This is a genomic window from Bradyrhizobium sp. USDA 3311 (assembly GCF_054062495.1).
The window spans coordinates 3,354,926-3,373,074 of the sequence record NZ_JBSSFI010000001.1 but is presented as its reverse complement, the minus strand read 5'-3'; the positions used below and the strand labels follow the sequence as shown (position 1 = coordinate 3,373,074).

The 18,149-nt window shown below is 64.4% G+C and carries 17 protein-coding genes; 13 read left to right on the top strand and 4 right to left on the bottom strand.

All coding sequences use genetic code 11. The features are described from left to right. The first annotated feature begins 118 nt into the window (after nt 1-118). Nucleotides 119-1,681, top strand: coding sequence for a phytoene desaturase family protein (locus tag ACVWW6_RS15985; protein ID WP_404523793.1), 1,563 nt, complete (start codon nt 119-121; stop codon nt 1,679-1,681). A 154-nt stretch (nt 1,682-1,835) separates the two neighbouring features. Next, nucleotides 1,836-2,768 carry a DMT family transporter gene (locus ACVWW6_RS15980; RefSeq protein ID WP_456681005.1) on the top strand — a complete coding sequence of 311 codons (933 nt, stop codon included), beginning with the start codon at nt 1,836-1,838 and terminating at the stop codon, nt 2,766-2,768. Between the two features lie 35 nt (nt 2,769-2,803). Here ACVWW6_RS15980 and ACVWW6_RS15975 read toward each other — a convergent pair whose 3' ends face one another. Both ACVWW6_RS15975 and ACVWW6_RS15970 read right to left on the bottom strand, forming a co-directional pair. After that, on the bottom strand, nt 2,804-3,199 hold the full coding sequence (locus tag ACVWW6_RS15975) for a VOC family protein (RefSeq protein ID WP_456681004.1): 396 nt from the start codon (nt 3,197-3,199) through the stop codon (nt 2,804-2,806). A 132-nt stretch (nt 3,200-3,331) separates the two neighbouring features. Next, nucleotides 3,332-3,736, bottom strand: a complete 405-nt coding sequence (locus ACVWW6_RS15970; protein WP_011089794.1) for a hypothetical protein — start codon at nt 3,734-3,736, stop codon at nt 3,332-3,334. Nucleotides 3,737-3,809: 73 nt separating this feature from the next. On the opposite strand from ACVWW6_RS15970, the gene ACVWW6_RS15965 reads away from it, so the two are divergent. Beyond that, complete coding sequence (locus ACVWW6_RS15965; protein ID WP_028173067.1) at nt 3,810-4,442, top strand: TetR/AcrR family transcriptional regulator; 633 nt, start codon at nt 3,810-3,812, stop codon at nt 4,440-4,442. Nucleotides 4,443-4,488: 46 nt separating this feature from the next. On the opposite strand, the gene ACVWW6_RS15960 is transcribed toward ACVWW6_RS15965, so the two are convergent. Then, nucleotides 4,489-4,878 (bottom strand): DUF1330 domain-containing protein, encoded by a 390-nt coding sequence (locus ACVWW6_RS15960; protein WP_171463860.1) that lies wholly within the window; start codon nt 4,876-4,878, stop codon nt 4,489-4,491. A 105-nt stretch (nt 4,879-4,983) separates the two neighbouring features. Between ACVWW6_RS15960 and ACVWW6_RS15955 the strand changes: the two genes are divergently transcribed. After that, the gene (locus ACVWW6_RS15955; RefSeq protein ID WP_028173065.1) at nt 4,984-5,919 is read left to right on the top strand and encodes a DMT family transporter; all 936 of its coding nucleotides are present in this window, start codon (nt 4,984-4,986) and stop codon (nt 5,917-5,919) included. A 97-nt stretch (nt 5,920-6,016) separates the two neighbouring features. Next, nucleotides 6,017-6,994, top strand: a complete 978-nt coding sequence (locus ACVWW6_RS15950; RefSeq protein WP_456681003.1) for a Bug family tripartite tricarboxylate transporter substrate binding protein — start codon at nt 6,017-6,019, stop codon at nt 6,992-6,994. A 180-nt stretch (nt 6,995-7,174) separates the two neighbouring features. Here ACVWW6_RS15950 and ACVWW6_RS15945 read toward each other — a convergent pair whose 3' ends face one another. Continuing rightward, nucleotides 7,175-8,860 (bottom strand): methyl-accepting chemotaxis protein, encoded by a 1,686-nt coding sequence (locus tag ACVWW6_RS15945; protein WP_028173063.1) that lies wholly within the window; start codon nt 8,858-8,860, stop codon nt 7,175-7,177. Between the two features lie 251 nt (nt 8,861-9,111). On the opposite strand from ACVWW6_RS15945, the gene ACVWW6_RS15940 reads away from it, so the two are divergent. From ACVWW6_RS15940 to ACVWW6_RS15905, 8 genes are all read left to right on the top strand, one after another. After that, the gene (locus ACVWW6_RS15940; protein WP_028173062.1) at nt 9,112-10,155 is read left to right on the top strand and encodes a C-terminal binding protein; all 1,044 of its coding nucleotides are present in this window, start codon (nt 9,112-9,114) and stop codon (nt 10,153-10,155) included. 84 nt (nt 10,156-10,239) lie between these two features. After that, a complete protein-coding gene (locus tag ACVWW6_RS15935) occupies nt 10,240-11,586 on the top strand; it encodes an ABC transporter substrate-binding protein (RefSeq protein ID WP_456681002.1) in 1,347 nt (448 codons plus the stop codon). A gap of 169 nt (nt 11,587-11,755) precedes the next feature. Continuing rightward, on the top strand, nt 11,756-12,712 hold the full coding sequence (locus tag ACVWW6_RS15930; protein ID WP_011089802.1) for a carbohydrate ABC transporter permease: 957 nt from the start codon (nt 11,756-11,758) through the stop codon (nt 12,710-12,712). Continuing rightward, nucleotides 12,705-13,601, top strand: a complete 897-nt coding sequence (locus ACVWW6_RS15925) for a carbohydrate ABC transporter permease (protein ID WP_011089803.1) — start codon at nt 12,705-12,707, stop codon at nt 13,599-13,601. The genes ACVWW6_RS15930 and ACVWW6_RS15925 overlap by 8 nt, the downstream gene beginning before the upstream one ends. A gap of 127 nt (nt 13,602-13,728) precedes the next feature. Beyond that, nucleotides 13,729-14,694 (top strand): MBL fold metallo-hydrolase, encoded by a 966-nt coding sequence (locus ACVWW6_RS15920; RefSeq protein ID WP_456681001.1) that lies wholly within the window; start codon nt 13,729-13,731, stop codon nt 14,692-14,694. A 48-nt stretch (nt 14,695-14,742) separates the two neighbouring features. Continuing rightward, entirely contained in the window at nt 14,743-15,744 is a 1,002-nt protein-coding gene (locus tag ACVWW6_RS15915) for an alpha/beta fold hydrolase (RefSeq protein WP_011089805.1), read from the top strand. 20 nt (nt 15,745-15,764) lie between these two features. Beyond that, nucleotides 15,765-16,229: a DUF6130 family protein gene (locus ACVWW6_RS15910; protein WP_011089806.1), complete on the top strand. Its 465-nt coding sequence runs from the start codon at nt 15,765-15,767 to the stop codon at nt 16,227-16,229. A 439-nt stretch (nt 16,230-16,668) separates the two neighbouring features. Then, nucleotides 16,669-18,024 (top strand): esterase-like activity of phytase family protein, encoded by a 1,356-nt coding sequence (locus ACVWW6_RS15905; protein WP_456681000.1) that lies wholly within the window; start codon nt 16,669-16,671, stop codon nt 18,022-18,024. Nucleotides 18,025-18,149 lie beyond the last annotated feature (125 nt).

Here is an 18,149-nt window from a genome sequence, read left to right as displayed (position 1 = left end):
CACCGACAGCGATTGACGCAGGTCAATCGCGCCCCCTGCTGCGCGCTCCTAGTATGGAACCGGGAGCCATGGAGGCGGACCAGGCGTCTGCCTCAATGTTGCAGCGAGGTCACCCGAGATGTCACGCAGCTTTGACGCCATCACCATCGGATCGGGGCTCGGCGGCCTGACCGCGGCGGCCCTGCTCGCCCGCGCAGGCCACGAGGTTCTGGTACTCGAGCGCAACCAGAATTTCGGGGGAGCGGCCACGGTCTATCGTCACGGCCAGCTCGCGATCGAGGCCTCGCTGCACGAGATCGACGGCCTGGACGCCTCCGATCCCAAGCTTCCGATCCTGCGCGCGCTCGGCATCGATCGCGATCTGCCCTTCGTGGATGTCGGCGCGCTGCACGAGGTGCGGAGCCCTCTGTTCGAGCGCCCCTTCGTGATGCCGCACGGCCTCGAAGCCGCCTCGGCCGCGGCGAAGGCGCAGTTTCCGGCGCACGCCAAGGGCATCGCCCAATATTTCGAGCGCATCGACGCCGTCCGGCAGGCGGTGGCGCTGATGAGCGAGCATCAGGACGACCGCGACTGGTGGCTCTGGAACGCGCCGACATTGCCGTGGCGCCTGTGGCCGCTGATCCGCGACCGGCACGCGACCTTGAGCGAAGTGCTCACCCGCCTGTTCGGTGACAGCGAGGCGATCAAGCTCGCGCTTGCCTCCAACCTCAGCTACTACACCGACGATCCCGACACGATGCCTTTCATCCAGTTTGCGATTCCGCAGGCCTCCTATCTCGTCGGCGGCGGACACTATGTCCGCGGCGGGTCGCAGGCGCTCAGCGATCGCCTGATCGCGATCATTCGCGACGCGGGCGGTGCGGTAGAGGCGGGACGCGAGGTCGAGACCATTCTGGTCGACGGCGCCCGCGCCCGCGGCGTGCGTCATCGCGCGACGAGGGCCGATGATGTGCGCGAGGAGCTGGCGCCGATTCTGCTCGGCAACGCGGCGCCCTCCGTCCTGGCCTCGATGCTGCCGCAGGACAAGCGCGCCGCGTTCCTGTCGCGCTACGAAGACCGGCAACCATCGATCTCACTTTGGAGCATAGCGATCGGTCTCAGCCGGCCGTCCGGCGATTTCGGCGTCAGGCACTATTCGACCAGCGTGCTGCCGGGGTGGTTGACGAAACTCTCCGGTTTCCGCGAGGCCGGCGCACTGCTGGGCGAGGATCCACCGGCACGTCTCCCCCCCTACGGCTTCGTCGCCTACGATCAGATCGATACGGGCCTGAACGAGAGACCGCCTTATCTCGGCGCGCTCGTCGGCGTCGACCGGCTCGCGAACTGGACCGGTCTGTCCGCCGAAGCAAAGCGCTCCCGCAAGGAGCGCTGGATGGATCTCGTCATTGCCGATCTCGACCGGAATTATCCCGGAATCGCCGGCGCGATCACGCAGCGCGAGATGTCGACGTCCGAAACCTTCGCGCATTACCTCAACACGCCCGGCGGCGCGATCTACGGCTTCGCACCGCAAACGCGCGGATTCAAGCCAATGCCGGCGACCGCCATCAACGGCCTTTATCTCGCCTCGGCGTTCACGGGCGGCGGCGGCTTTACCGGCGCGATTCTCGGCGGAGGTTGGGCCGCACGGGCAGCGATGCACCCGAATGCGGGGCCAAGCGGCGCACAGGCGGCTTCCTGAAGTTTCGCCGTTCCGCGCGGCGCATGATGGCGATGCATCTGCGCCATTGATATCAGGCATATTTCCGTGTCTTTGGACGGTGCCGGGCTGCGAGCCGGCCCGGACATCGCCGGGCCGGGGCTTCGGCGCATGACGCGGGGCCATAACAATCACGATGTCCGCCACCAGCCAGACCACGAGCACCGAAACATCCGGTCACAACTGGGTCGCGAACCAGCCTTACCTGCTGCTCAGCATCACCGCGTTGTGCTGGGCCGGCAACGCCATCGTCGGGCGGCTTGCCGCCGGCCACATCCCGCCGGTGACGCTGTCGTTCCTGCGCTGGTCCTTCGCGTTCCTCCTGGTGCTGCCGTTCGCCTGGAAACATCTCGCACAGGACTGGCCGGCGATCCGCGGCAAGCTCGGCCTGATGGTGACGCTCTCGATCACCGGCATCGGTGCCTTCAACACCCTGCAATACTGGGCGCTGGAGCACACCCAGGCGCTCAACACGCTGCTGCTCCAGTCGGCCGCGCCGCTGCTCGTGGCGCTGTGGTCGCTGGCGATCCTCGGCATCAGGCTCACCGCGGCGCAGGCCTTCGGCGTACTGCTGTCGATGTGCGGCGTGCTGACCATCCTGCTGCATGGCGATTTCACCACGCTGTCGAACATCGAGTTCAACAAGGGCGACCTCATCTTCCTCCTCGCGCTGCTGATCTTCGCGCTCTATTCGGTGCTGAGCCTGAAGCGGCCGGCGATGCACGGCCTGTCGTTCCTCGCCTTCACCTTCGGCGCCGGCGCTGCCTGCCTCATTCCGCTGGAGATCTGGGAATTGTCCGCGCGGCCCGTGATGAAGTTCGACGCGCCGAACCTGCTGACCCTGTTCTATGTCGCGGTCTTCCCCTCCACCCTCGCCTATCTCTGCTTCAATCGCGGGGTGCGCCTGATCGGCGCCAACCGCGCCGCGCCGTTCTTCCACGTCGTGCCGGTGTTCGGTTCGATCATGGCGATGCTCTTCCTGGGCGAACTCCCGCAGGCGTTCCACTTCATCGGCTTCGCGCTGGTGCTGTCGGGCGTGTTCGCGGCGTCAAGGAAGCAGGCGAGCTAGCCCGCCTTGTCAGCTCGCCGCGCAGCGTTCTGCGGTCAGGTGCTCGCTGACGGGTTCATCCATACGATTTCCCAAACATAGCCGTCCGGATCTTCAATGTGGCGGTTATACATGAAGCCGAGATCCTGTGCCGGGTTGGGATCGGCGCGACCACCCGCCGCCACCGCGCGAGTCAGCGTTGCATCGACGGCGTCGCGGTCATCGACCGTGAGGGCGATCAAGACCTGACTGTCGCGGCGCGGGTCACCAATCGGGCGTTTGGTGAATTGGCGATAGTGGTCGTGGGTCAGCAGCATCACGCCAATCGCGTCCGTGACCATGAGCGAGGTCGAACTCTCGCCCGAGAACTGAGGGTTCACCGTACCGCCGAGCGCCACATAGAACTCCGTCGATGCGGCGAGATCGCGCACGGGCAGGTTCAGCAGAATCATCCTGGACGTTGCTTTTCCTTCTTCAGCGGCGGGATGCCGCGCTATTGCAAAGTTCTGCCTGCGAGAGTGCCTGCCGGCCTCAGGGCCGTTGTGGCGCCTCGCCGTCGGCTGTTATCTTGGATGAACGAGCCCCTAGATGTAGCGCGCCGCGCCCATGCAGAGGGCGGTGATGGCGAGCAGAGCGGCGGCCACGCGCTGGGCGGTCGCGATGCGCGAACGCACATTGGTCGCCTCGCTCGTGCCACGACGCAAGCTCAGCAGCGCACGAGGACCGGTTGCGGCCTGAACGCCGGCTGCGATCAGCGCGCAAACCGCACCAAGCGCGAGCACTTGCTCGGCCGCGCCAAAACTGCCGGAATGAACGAGATGCCCGAGATAGCCGCCGGTGAGGATCGCAATCATCGCCGCGCCGAGTTGCGGACCGACGAGCTGCTCGCCCCCGGCTGCTCCGGTTCGCGCCAGCGCAAAGCTTGATCCGGCCCAGAACACGGACGACAACACATGAAGCGACAGTGCGATTACGAGGGCAGTCTGCATGGCAAGCTCCAAACCGGCTTCTAAATTGGATATACATTATGTATAATCAATACGTCAAGACAATGGCAGGGCGATGCCGAAGCGCAGCTATGTGAGCTCGGTCCGCGCCTCCGCGGCCGCGGAGACGCGCGAACGCATCATCGCGGCCGGCGCGCGCCTGCTGCGCAAGGATGCGAGCATCGCGAACTTCTCGCTCGACGTGGTGGCGAAGGCGGCCGGCGTCACGCGGCTGACCGTCTACAACCAGTTCGGATCCCGGCGCGGACTGCTGGAGGCCGTGTTCGACGACATCGCACGGCAGGGCGGGCTGTTCGAACTGGCCGACGTGATGGCGCTGCCGGATCCACGCGCCGCGCTCGATCGCGTCGTCGCGATCTTCTGCACCTTCTGGGCGCACGACCCCGCGATCGGCGGCCTCAACCAGGCGATCGCAACCGATCCCGAATTCGGCAATGCGCTGGTCGCGCGCAACGAACGGCGGCGTGAGCTTGTGACGGGACTGGTGACACGCATCACCGAGAGCCGTGCCGCAAAGCGGGCCATGCAGGATGCCGTCGACCTGATCTTCGTACTGACGAGCTATCCGACCTTCGCAGCGCTGAGCCCGCAGCGGTCGACGGAGGAGGTCTGCCGCCTGTTGCAGACGGCGTGCCACGCCGCTGTGGATGCGTCGATGCCGGATGCGCGCGCGGAGCGGAAGAAATAGGCCGGCGGCTCTGCCTTCGCGAAAGGCTCACATGCAAGAGCGCGCGCTACTTCATCTTGAACTTGCTGTACGCCTCGCTCGTCGCGATGATGACGTGCTCGGCGCAGCCGTTGACGCGGTGGGGGTCGGCTTCACGCTCGTAGGCCTCCGACGTCATCATGTCGAGAAAGGCTGCGACGGTGGGGTAGTGGACCAGCGCGACGAAATCCCAGTCGTTGCCCGGTTGCGGGCCGAGCGCGACCGCCTTGGCCTCGCCGGTCCAGAGCAGTGTGCCGCCGCGTGCCTTGATCATGGGAACGGTGATCGCGCTGTAGCGCAAATAGGCGTCCCAGCCCGAACCGTCACCGTCGCGCGAGCGCGCGTGGAAGCGCATCAGGTTCAGCATCACCACCGGCGCATGCCGGTCGAGCCCTTCCAGGCCCTTGATGTTCAACATATTGACCGCCAACGGCACCTCCTCAGGTCATGCGTGCATTGTAGCATTGCGGCGGCGTGACTTGTGTCGCGACGGCAATCCGGCGCAAGGTTGTATCTGACCCCAATGACGACCGCTTCGCCCGCGCCACCAGCCTCGAATCCGGCCAGTTGGCTCAACAACCAGCCCTATCTGCTGCTCAGCCTGAGCTCGTTGTTCTGGGCCGGCAACATCGTGCTCGCGCGCCATGTCGGCGCGCATGTGCCGCCGCTGACGGTGACCACGATCCGCTGGTTCGGCGTGTTCCTCATCCTGCTGCCGTTCGCCTGGCCGCATCTGAAGCGCGACTGGCGGGCTCTGCGCAAGAGCCTGCCCCTGATGCTGTTCCTGTCGCTGGTGGGTTTTGCCTTCAACAACGCGATCTCGTACTGGGCGCTGCAATACACCGAAGCGCTGAACGCGCTGCTGATTCAGTCGGCCGGACCGCTGTTCGTCGCGCTGTGGTCGCTGGCGCTGTTCGGCGTGCGGCTGACGGCTGCGCAGCTCGCCGGCATCGCGATCTCGCTTCTCGGCGTGCTGACCATCATCCTGCGCGGCGATCTCTCCGCCCTTGCTAGCATCAGCTTCAACAGGGGCGACATCATGTTCGCGTCCTCGCTGGTGGCATTCGGACTCTACTCCGCCTTCATCCCGCGCCGGCCGAAGGTCCATCAGCTCTCCTTCCTGTCCTTCACGACCTGCTGTGGCGCGATCATGCTGCTGCCCACCGCCGTCTGGGAGGCCTGGAGCGGCAACGTCATGCAATTCGATGGGGTGACGCTGGCAACGTTCGGCTACATCCTGATCTTCCCCTCGACGCTCGCCTATCTCTTCTTCAACCGCGGCGTGGCGCTGATCGGGCCGAACCGGGCCGCGCCGTTCTTCCATCTCGTGCCGGTGTTCGGCTCGGCGATGGCGATCCTGCTGCTCGGCGAAAAGCTCCAGCCGTTTCACCTGATCGGCTACGCGCTGGTGCTCGCCGGCGTCGTCATCGCCTCGCGCCAGGGTGCAGCGGTGAAATAATTCCGCGACGCGGAGACAAGGCAACAAACTCGAGCCTTCCGATTCCAACAAAGAGAAGCTAGGTTCCCCGCCAACGAAAAAGAGGGAACGACCAGACATGCTTTCAGCGTTGATTCGAAACCTGCGCACCATCGGCACGGCCGCGCTCTGCCTCGCCGCCTCGACCGCCGCACAGGCCGACAATTACCCCAGCCGCAACATCACGCTGGTGCTGCCCTTCGCCGCCGGCAGCGGCACCGACACCACGACGCGGCTGATCTCGCAGCATCTGTCGCAGGCGCTCGGCGTTGGCATCGTGATCGAGAACAAGGCGGGCGCCAACGGCATGATCGCGGCAACCTTTGTCGCGCGCGCCGCCCCCGACGGCTACACGCTGCTGGTGACGACCAACACGACGCATTCGGCCAATCCCTACCTGCTCAAGAGCCTCACTTACGATCCGATCAAGGATTTCACCCCGATCGCGCGCACCGGCGATTTGCCCTTCATGCTGGTCATTCACCCCGAGGTGCCGGCCAAGACCGTCGGCGAGCTGGTCGCCTACGGCAAGGCCAATCCGGGCAAGCTGAGCTACGCCTCGGGCTCGTCGTCGGCGATCGTGTCGGGGGCGACCTTCGCGCACAATGCCGGGCTCGACCTGCTGCACGTGCCCTACAAGAGCTCGCCGCCGGCGCTCAACGACGTCATGGGCGGCCGCGTCTCGATGATGTTCGTGGACATCCTGACCGGCCTGCCGCACGTCAACGGCAACGCGCTGCGCGCGCTCGCCGTCACCACCAAGGACCGCTCTCCGCTGGTGCCGAACCTGCCCTCGATGCAGGAGGCCGGCGTGCCGGACTTCGACATCTCCTCGTGGCAGGGCTATTTCGGTCCGGCCGGCATGCCGAAGGAGATCGTGACGCGGCTCAACGCCGAGATCAGGAAGATCGTCGAGAAGCCGGAGATCAAGGCGCAACTCGCCACCCTCGGCATGGATGCCTTCTCGGGCACGCCGGAACAGCTCGGCACCTTCGTGAACGAGCAGCTGGTGCTGTGGGAGAGGCTGATCCGGGAAGCGGGGATCGAGAAGCAGTAGGCGCTGTCATTCCGGGGCGCGCGCAGCGCGAACCCGGAATCTCGAGATTCTCGGGTGCGCAATTGCGCACCAGAGTTCGATGCTTCGCATCGCCCCGGAATGACTGTCCCAAGAACGTGGATGCCCGGGACAAGCCCGGGCATGACGAATTCGTGGATTGTCGCGCGAGTTCGTTCAGCCTTACGCCGCGCGCACCTTGGCGAGGAAGCCGTCCACCGCGCTGCGTAGCGCGCCGGACTGGCTGTCCAGCTCGCGGGCGTTGGTGAGCACGTCGGTGGCGGCGGTGCCGGTCGCTTCCGCGGCCGAGGTGACGCTGCCAATATTGGCATTGATCTCGTTCGATCCGGCGGCGACCGACTGGATGTTGCGGGCGATCTCGCGCGTCGCCTCGCCTTGCTGCTCGATCGAGGCGGAAATGCCCGCGGTGATCTCGCTCATCTCGGCAATCGTCTGGGTGATGCCGCCGATCGCCGCGACCGCATCGCTGGTCGAGGTCTGCATCGCCGCGACCTGGGCGGAGATTTCCTCGGTGGCCTTCGCGGTCTGGTTGGCGAGCGCCTTGACCTCGGAGGCGACGACGGCGAAGCCGCGGCCGGACTCGCCGGCGCGCGCCGCCTCGATGGTGGCGTTGAGCGCGAGCAGGTTGGTCTGCGCCGCGATCGAATGAATGAGCTTGACCACCTCGCCGATCTTCTCCGCGCCGGTGGAGAGCTCCTGCACCGTGGCGTTGGTGCGTTCGGCGTCGTTGACCGCCCGGCTCGCCACTTCGGTCGAACGCGTCACCTGGCGGGAGATTTCCGCAACCGAGCTCGACAACTCTTCGGCGGCGGCGGCAACCGTGCCGACATTGCCGGAGGCCTTCTGCGAAGCCGCGCCGACTGTCGCCGCGCGCGAGGAGGCGTCGCTCGCGGTCGCCGTCATCGACTGCGCCGTGCTCTGCATGCCGGCCGCGGCCGAGGAGACCGAGCGAACGATGCCGTTGACGCTGCGTTCGAAGTCGTTGGCGATCTCTTCCATCGCGCTGCGACGATCCGCCGCGGCGCGTTCCTTGGCGTCCGCCTCGGTCTTCTCGAGGTCACGAATACGGACCGCATTGTCCTTGAAGATCTGAACGGTCGAGGCCATTGCGCCGACCTCGTCGCCGCGGCCGACGCCGGGAATGTCACCCTCGAGCTTGCCGTCGGCGAGATCCTTCATGCGGGCGCCGAGCAGCGCCAGCGGACGGCTGATGCTGCGTCCGATCATCCAGGCGACGCTGCCGGCGACGATGACGATGCCGAGCATGGCGAGGCCGAGCAGCCAGTAGACCGGCCCCATCTTGGCGTCGATATCCTCGAGATAGGCGCCGGTGCCGAGATACATGTCGAAGCCGGGGACGGCGACCGCGTAGCCGAGCTTGCGGATCGGCTTCTCCTGGCCGGGCTTCATGTATTCATAATACAGCAGGATCGAACCATTGGCCTTGACGCCATCCATCAGCTCGACGGACAGCCTGCGGCCGTTGGTCACCACATCCATGCGGTTGGCGCCGATCTGCTTCGGATCGGGGGCAAGCTGCGTGATGCCGTCATAGGACGTGCCGAACAGGTAGCCCGCACCGTTGTCGTAGGTCATCGCATTGCCGTAGCGGCGAAGCTCGGCCATGGCCGCGTCCTTCGTCATCTCGCCGGCATCGACGCGCTTCTTCAGCGCAGCGGCGTAGTTGCGCCCCAACTCGACGATCGCCTTGGCCTGGTCGATGCGCGCATTCACCATCTCCTGCTTCATCAGGTAGCCGGCGAGAACACCAGAGATGCACAGGCCGAACAGGGTAACACCGACAAGGATGCCAAGCTTGGGGGCGATCTTCAGATTGCTCAACTTCACGATGGGCTCCTCGGGTGACGCGGGCTCGCGCAGACCTTTTTATTTGAATCAACTTTTAGTGTGTGACCCCTTAGCAAGTTACTTACGTGCCTCCGTAGAAGCCCTGACGATGCCGCGAAAACCGGCAAATAATGGTCAAGCCGGCAACCGGCGATTGTACGCACGCACCCCGATTTCGCGTAAAAGACGCAAAGGCCCGCCGAGAAGGCCGGGCCGCAACAAGAACCGACAAACCAAATCGGGAGCAGGAAATGCCGAAATACAGGGTGGTGACGCCGAAGGGCGCGAGCTTCACGGTCGCGGGCAGCGATTATTCCTACGAGCGCGAGGCGCTCGATCCGATCGACGCCGAGATCATCGAAGCTCCGGCCAACGAGGCCGAGTTCATTGCCGCCGCGAAAAACGCCGACGCCATCTATGCCAAGGGCATCCCGATCACCAAGTCGATCATCGACGCACTGGAGAACTGCAAGGTCATCACGCTCGGCTCGGTCGGCGTGGACAGCGTCGACGTGAAGGCCGCCACCGCGCGCGGCATTCCCGTCACCAACATCCCCGACACCTTCATCGAGGAGGTCGCGGACCACGCCATGATGTTGCTGCTCGCCGGCTTCCGCCGCCTGGTCGAGCAGGACAGGATGGTGCGCAGCGGCCGCTGGGCCGAGGGCCGGCCGGCGCTGCTGAAGATCCCACGGCTGATGGGCCAGACGCTCGGCTTCATCTCGTTCGGACGCGTCGCGCGCGCGGTTGCGAAGCGCGCCGCGCCGTTCGGCCTGCGCATGATGGCCTACGACCCCTTCATCCAGGAAACGCTGATGTACGACCACGGCGTCATCCCCGCGACGCTGAACGAGGTGCTGTCGCAATCCGACTTCGTCTCGATGCACGCGCCCGCGCGGCCCGAAGTGCACCACATGCTGACCGAGAAGCACTTCCGGCAGATGAAGAAGGGCTCGATCTTCATCAACACCGGTCGCGGCGCCACGGTGGACGAGGAGAGCCTGATCAAGGCGCTGCAGGAGGGCTGGATCGCGCACGCCGCCCTCGACGTGCTGGAGAAGGAGCCGCCCTCGCACAACAATCCTATCCTCAGCATGGAGAACGTGACCCTGACCGCCCATGTCGCCTCGGCCTCGGCACGGTTCGACGAGGCACGCAAGCGCCGCGTGGGCTACGAATTGTCACTGGTGCTTCAGGGCATGTGGCCGGTAAGCTGCGTCAATCCGTCGGTGCTGCAAAGCACCGCGCTCCGCCGTTGGCAGCCCGTCAGCATGGATCGCGGACCGAACAGCTAGGCGGCCGGCCGCACGACGCGCCGGAAACCGGAAGACCCTTCACCGGCGATCAACGCCGGGAAGGGAGACAACAGGGAGGAACTGATGAGGAACGACCTGACACGTCGTGACGCCTTGGCGCTGGGCCTGTCCGCTGCGACGTTCGCGGCAACCGGTGCTGCGGCGCAAACACCGCCATCACAGATCAAGGCCGCCGACGTGCCGGCCCCCAAGCTCGCGATCGAGAAGGGCGCGAGCCTGCGCATGCTGCGGCCGGTGCGGTTCGTCCAGGCCGACGAGGACGTGTTTCGCACCAACGCGGCCAAATTCACCAAGGAGACCGGGGTCGAGGTCAAGGTCGATTTCGTCGGCTGGGAGGACATCAACCAGCAGACCGCGGTGACGGCCAATTCCGGTGCCGGCCCCGACATCATAATCGGCTTCTCCGATGCTCCGCACATCTACATCGACAAGCTGATCGAGCTGACCGACGTCGCCGACTATGTCGGCAAGCGTTACGGCGGCTGGCTGCCGCTGGCGCAGCGCTACGGCAAGAGGAACAAGAGCGACGCCTGGATCGGACTGCCGTTCGGCGCCACCGCGGGTCCGCTGATTTACCGCAAGTCGATCCTGCAATCGGTCGGCTTCGAAAAGGTGCCGGAGGACCACGCCGGCATCGTCGACCTCTGCCAGAAGCTGCAGAAGGCCGGCAAGCCGGCCGGCTTCGCGCTCGGCAACGCCAAGGGCGACGGCAACGGTTTTGCGAACTGGGCACTGTGGTCACACAACGCCGCCCTGCTCGACGAAGAGGGTAACGTCACCATCAACAGCAAGGAGACGATTGCCGCGCTGAACTGGGTCAAGCAGCTCTACCCGACCTTCATCGCCGGCACGACCTCGTGGAACGACGTCAGCAACAACCGCGCCTACTCCTCGCAGGAGATCGCGCTGACCGCCAACGGCGTCTCGCTGTACTTCTCGCTGAAGAACGATCCGGCGACCAAGGCGATCGCCGACGACAGCGAGCATCAGTTGCTGCCGAAGGGCGTCGCCAAGATCTCGCCGATGGCCGGCCTGACGTTGAACGCCATGGTGTTCAAGCACAGCCAGTATCCCAACGCCGCAAAGGCCTTCCTGCAATACATGTTGGAAAAGGACCAGTACGAGCCGTGGCTCAATGCCAACTCCGGCTACTGGGCCCAGCCGCTGGCCGCCTATGCCGATGCCGCCGTGTGGTCGCAGGACCCCAAGGTGAAGCTGTTCAAGGACACCATGAACAGCACCTATTATGACGGCTACAGGGGCCCGATCTCGACGGCGACCGGTGCCGTCAGCGCCGACTACGTTCTGATTCAGATGTGCGCGTCGGTCGCGACCGGCGCTGCCACGCCGGAAGCCGCAGCCGCGGAAGCCGAACAGCGCTGCAAGCGATACTTCCGGCGGCAGAAGTAACGGCCGCCGACAAAGCAACCGTTATTGCGAGGAGCAAAGCGACGAAGCAATCCAGACTGCATCCGCGGAAACACACTGGATTGCTTCCGCCTTCGCCAAGGCCTCGGCGGACAAGTCGCTTCGCTCGCAATGACGGTGTGGTGATAGCCCTGAACAGGACAACGACACGATGTCCGTGACCACACTTCCCCCTCTCGCCCTGGCCCAGCGGCAGCCGTCCTGGCTGGTGCGCCTGTTCGACTACAAGCCGTTCCTGATCGTGATGTGCCTTGCGCCCGCGATCGGGCTGCTGGCGGTGTTCCTGACCTATCCGCTCGGCCTCGGCATCTGGCTCGCCTTCACCGACACCACGATCGGCCGCAAGGGCGACTATGTCGGCCTGGAAAACTTCCAGTATCTGCTCACCGACCCCCTGTGGTGGAACGCGGTATTCTACAGCGTGGTCTACACGGGCATAGCGACGTTCGGGAAGTTCGCGCTCGGCTTCTGGCTGGCGCTCCTGCTCAACAACCATTTTCCGTTCAAGAGCCTGCTGCGGGCGATCATTCTCCTGCCCTGGATCGTGCCGACGGTGCTCTCGGCGCTGGCGTTCTGGTGGATCTACGATCCGCAATTCTCGATCATCTCCTATCTCCTGGTCGACGTGCTGCACTGGCGGTCGAGCAACATCGACTTCCTCGGCTCGCCCTGGCCGGCGCGCTTCTCGCTGATCGTCGCCAATATCTGGCGCGGCATTCCCTTCGTCGCGATCTCGCTGCTGGCGGGCCTCCAGACCATCTCGCCCTCGCTCTACGAGGCTGCGATGCTCGACGGCGCCAGCGCCTGGCAGCGCTTCCGCTACATCACCTTCCCGATGATGATGCCGATCCTCGCCATCGTGATGACGTTCTCGATCATCTTCACCTTCACCGACTTCCAGCTCGTCTACGCCATCACCCGCGGCGGCCCCGGCAACTCCACCCATTTGCTGGCAACGCTGGCCTTCCAGCGCGGCATTGCCGGCGGCGAGCTCGGCGAAGGCGCCGCCATCGCGGTGTCGATGATCCCGTTCCTGGTGTTCGCGACGCTGTTCTCCTATTTCGGCCTGGCGCGCCGCAAATGGCAGCAGGGAGAGAGCAATGACTGACACGGTCGCGCAAGCCACACCCGACACCAAGGCGGCGCCCGACACCATGGCCTGGGATTCCGGGCTGCGGCGGCTGATGATGATCTACCTGCCGCTCGGCTGCTTCGTGCTGATCCTGCTGTTTCCGTTCTACTGGATGGCGATCACCTCGTTCAAGCCGAACGCCGAGCTGATGAACTACAAGGCGCACAATCCGTTCTGGATCTCCTCGCCGACGCTGGCGCACATCAAGCATCTGCTGTTCGACACCGCCTATCCGCGCTGGCTTTGGACGACGATGCTGGTCGCGATCGGCTCGACCACGCTGTCGCTGATCGCGAGCACGCTTGCCGCCTATGCGATCGAACGCCTGCGCTTCCGCGGCAGCCCTTATGTCGGCCTCGGCATCTATCTCGCTTACCTCGTGCCGCCGTCGATCCTGTTCATTCCGCTCGCCACCGTCGTGGTGCAGTTCGGCCTGTTCGACTCACCGATGGCGCTGATCCTGGTCTACCCGACCTTCCTGGTGCCGTTCTGCACCTGGCTCCTGATCGGCTATTTCAAGTCGATCCCCTACGAGCTCGAGGAATGCGCGCTGGTCGACGGCGCGACGCGGCTCCAGATCCTGCGCCGGATCACGCTGCCGCTCGCTGTGCCCGGCCTGATCTCGGCTGGCATCTTCTCCTTCACGCTGTCCTGGAACGAGTTCATCTATGCGCTCGCCTTCATCCAGAGCGGCGCCAACAAGACCGTGCCGGTCGCGATCCTGACCGAGCTCGTCACCGGCGACGTCTACCAGTGGGGCGCGCTGATGGCGGGCTCGCTGCTCGGCTCGCTGCCGGTTGCGATCTTCTACTCGCTGTTCGTGGATTACTACGTGTCCTCGCTGACCGGCGCGGTAAAGGAGTAATCGGCGGTTGCACGCGACGATCGTGCAATCGCGATAGACTGCTCACTTCTTCCGTCCCATCATGTCACGGTGATGGCGGGTCGATCGCTGGCGCCGTCAATTTATCGCTCGAGAAAGCGAGAATTGCATGGGATCGCCAAATTCGTTATCGCGGCGCGGCTTTTGCCTGTGTTGCGTCGGCGGCGCCACGTTCGCCGCCTCCGCCGGATGGCTCACACCGCGCGAGGCCTACGCCGAGGCGCGCGGCCTCGTCAGCCTGATCAAGGACAGTGCGGCAATTTCTCCGATCACGGCCTCCAGGCTGCGCAACAATATCAGCGTGCTCGAAGGCTCCGGCGGCAACATCGCCGTCCTGACCGGGTCCGACGGCAAGCTCCTGGTCGATGCCGGCATCCGCGTGTCGCGCGCCCAGCTCACCGATGCGCTGGCCGGTCTCGGCACCGATCCCGTCACCCATCTCGTCAACACCCACTGGCATTTCGACCATGCCGACGGCAATGAGTGGCTGCATTCGGCCGGCGCGAAGATCATCGCACACGAAAACACCCGGAAGCATCTCCTCGGCGTTCAGCGCGTCGAAGACTGGGACTACAATTTCCTTCCGCTCGGACCCGGCGGGATTCCCAGCGAAGTGTTTGCCGGCAGCCACAAGCTCGGTCTCAACGGCGCCTCGATCAGCCTGAAATATTTCGGGCCCGCACACACCGACAGCGACGTCTCCGTCACCTTCGTGGAAGCCAACATCGTCCACGTCGGCGACACATTCTGGAACGGCATCTATCCGTTCATCGACTATTCGACCGGCGGCAGCATCGACGGGATGATCGCGGCATGCGACGCCAATCTCGCGGCGACCGACAAGGATACGATCATCATTCCCGGTCATGGCAAGCCGGTCAGCAACAAGGCCGAGCTGCAGGCGTTCCGCGACATGCTGGTCGCGATCCGCGACAACGTCGCCCGGCTGAAGGCGCAGGGACGCACCCGGGACGAAACCGTCGCGGCGAAGCCAACCGCGGCCTTCGACGCGCAATGGGGGCAGTTCGTGATCGACCCCGGCTTCTTCACCAGGCTGGTCTACCAAGGCGTTTGAGGAGCGGACGACTGACGTCCGACCACCGAGTTTAACGGGGAGACCGACATGAGCATCGCAGAATTCACACCGGCGCCAGCCCGGCTCGATCGGCGGCGCCTGATTCTCGGATTGTCCGGGATGGCTGTTGCCGCGGCTCCGCAGGCTGCATCGGCCAAGTCGCAAGCCGGCGCGCAAGGCGGCGGCTATCCGGTCGTCCATCATCGAACCACGACCGTCGACGGCATCAGGATCTTCTATCGCGAAGCGGGGCCCAAGGACGCACCTGCGGTGCTGTTGCTGCACGGCTTCCCGACCTCGTCGCACATGTTTCGCAACCTGATCCCGGCACTGGCCGACCGCTACCACGTGATCGCTCCCGACTACCCCGGCTACGGCCAGAGCGACATGCCGCCGCGCGCGTCGTTCAAGTACACGTTCGACCGTTTCGGTGAGCTCGTCGACGGCCTGCTCGATCAGCTCGGCGTCACCCGCTATGCGATGTATGTCATGGATTACGGCGCTCCCGTGGGCTGGCGGCTGGCGCTCAAGCATCCCGAGCGCGTCAGCGGCCTGATCGTGCAGAACGGCAACGCCTATGACGAAGGGCTGAAGAAGTTCTGGGATCCGATCAAGCAATACTGGGCCGACGGATCCGATGCGAGCCGGCAGGCGTTGATGAAGCTCGTCACGCTGGAGACCACGAAATTCCAGTACACCGACGGCATGTCCGACGTCAGCCGGATTTCACCGGACAACTGGGTGCACGATCAGGCGCTGCTCGACCGTCCCGGCAACAGCGAAATCCAGATGGACCTGTTCTACGACTACCGGACCAACCTGCCGCTGTATCCCGCGGTGCAGGCCTACTTCCGCAAGCACAAGCCGCCGACACTGATCGTCTGGGGCAAGAACGATTTCATCTTTCCCGCCGACGGCGCCCATCCCTACAAACGCGACCTGCCCCAGGTGGAATTTCACCTCATCAACACCGGCCATTTCGCGCTCGAGGACAAGTTCGACGAAATGGTCCCGCTCATCCGCGACTTCCTCGCCCGCAAGATCGCCTGATCCTTTCGGAAGGAACGGCCATGTACGCCCCCCTCGACTGCATGGCCGTTCTGGCGGCCTCCACATTGTTTGCAGCGACCGCCGTCGCCCAGACCGCCAGAGACGTGCGTGGCCCCTCCCCGCTGGTTGCGATCGAAAACGAGGCGCCCGCCCGGCTGATCGTCGATTCGCCGCTCGCCGAGCAGTTGGCGCGAGGCCTCGTCTTCATCCAGTATGCGACGGAAAACCTGCGCGTGGTGCCGGTGTTCGGTAAGGGCGCGCTCGACGTATCGCCACGCATCGGCCACGTCCACGTTACGGTCGACGACGCGCCGTGGCATTTTGTCGATGCCAGTGGCGAGACCGTGATCGTGGTCGGACTGAAGCCGGGCCCGCACAAGGTGCTGTTCGAGCTGGCCGATCCCACACACCGCGTGATCGACAGCAAGACGGTCAGCTTCGAGATTCCGCCACAGCCAAAGCCAGTGCCCTCGCCGGCGCGGTAAAGGAATAGGACGAATTCAAGCCTGTGAGGCGCACGAAACGCGCCCGGATCGCGTTCTCGGGCGCCTTTACAGACGACGATCTGCTGCATAGGCTCCAGAACATTATTTTTTGATTTTTTGGAGCATTTGACATGAAGACATTGGCGTTGACCGTCATCGCTGTTCTGTTTCTCGTCCCCGTTGCGTCGAGCGCGCAGGCCCAAACCGGAACGTCGACTGCAACCAAGAAGAGCAGCAAGCAACCACAGACCAAAAATCTGCCGCGGTGCAGCCGCGCAAATCAGATGGCCGGCAAACCGTGTTACGGTGGGTAGCGCCGAGCAAGGAGTGACAAAACCCCGGCAACGCGCCGGGGCTTTGGCTGCGGCCTTTGGCCCGCTTTCACAAAACTGAAACAAGGGATCCGCATAAGGCATGCGTCCGCCAACAGGAGACGCACATGCGCGCGACTTTTCTTGCCACCGTCGCAACGATCATTCTCACCGCGAGCACGGCGCTCGCGCAGAGCGAAGGTGAATTCCCGGCCAGGCTCGCCGGCCACGTGGTGATGCCGGCCGAATCGTTCATCGACGCGCCGGCGGATGCGCCCGCCGATCTCAAGACCTCCGGAAAGTACACCACCGGCAAGCGCGTCGACGCGCTCGGCACCGTGATGGGCAAGTCCTATGAGCGGGCGACCGGCGTGTCGCTGCCGTTCAAGGGCCAGCCGCTCCAGGGCCATTCCGGCATCAAGACCATGCCCGACGGCAGCTTCTGGGTCATCACCGACAACGGCATGGGCGCGCGCGCCAACTCGCCGGACTCGATGCTGTATCTCAACCGCTACAAGATGGATTGGGCGAGCGGCAAGATCGAGCGGCAGGAGACGATCTTCCTGCACGATCCCGACAGACGCGTGCCGTTCCGCATCGTCCATGAGGACACGCAGAAGCGCTACCTCACCGGCTCCGACTTCGACACCGAAGGTTTCCAGATCATCGGCGATACTTTCTGGATCGGCGACGAGTTCGGCCCCTACATCCTCAAGGCCGACAAGACCGGCAAGATACTCGGTGTGTTCGAGACGGTTGCCGACGGCAAGCCGGTGCGCTCGCCCGATCACTGGGCGGTGGCGACGCCGGGCGCGCCGGGCGCGACCTACACCAACGTCAACCTGCGCCGCTCCAAGGGGTTTGAGGGCTTTGCCTCGTCCAAGGACGGCAAATTCCTCTACGGCCTGCTCGAGGGCCCGCTGTGGGACGCCGACAAGAAAGACTGGGAGAAGGTCGACGGCAAGGAAGCCTCCCGCATCCTCGAATTCGACGTCGCCGCGGAAAAATTCACCGGCCGCTACTGGCAATATGTGTTCGAGCAGAACGGCAACGCCATCGGCGATTTCAACATGATCGATCCGACCAACGGCCTCATCATCGAGCGCGACAATGGCGAAGGCACGGCCGACAAGGCCTGCCCGCAGGGCACTCGCGGCGACAACTGCTTCCCTGATCTCGCCAAATTCAAGCGCGTCTACAAGATCGAGCTCACCGAGGCCAACGTCGGCAAGCCCGTGCGCAAGATCGGCTATATCGACCTGTTGAAGATCAAGGATCCCGACAAGAAGGCGAGAAAGCCGCTCAACGACGGCGTCTACACGTTCCCGTTCTTCACCATCGAGAACGTCGATCGCGTCGACGACACCCACATCATCGTCGGCAACGACAACAACCTGCCGTTCTCGTCCAGCCGCGATCCCAACAAGGCCGACGACGACGAGTTCATGCTGCTCGAGGTCGCGGACTTTCTGAAGGCGAAGTAAGGCCCTTCTCTCTCAACACGGTCATCGCCCGGCTTGACCGGGCGATCCAGTACTCCGTGACAGGAGTACTTGAATCGAGAGGCCGCGGAGTACTGGATGCCCCGCCTTCGCGGGGCATGACAACG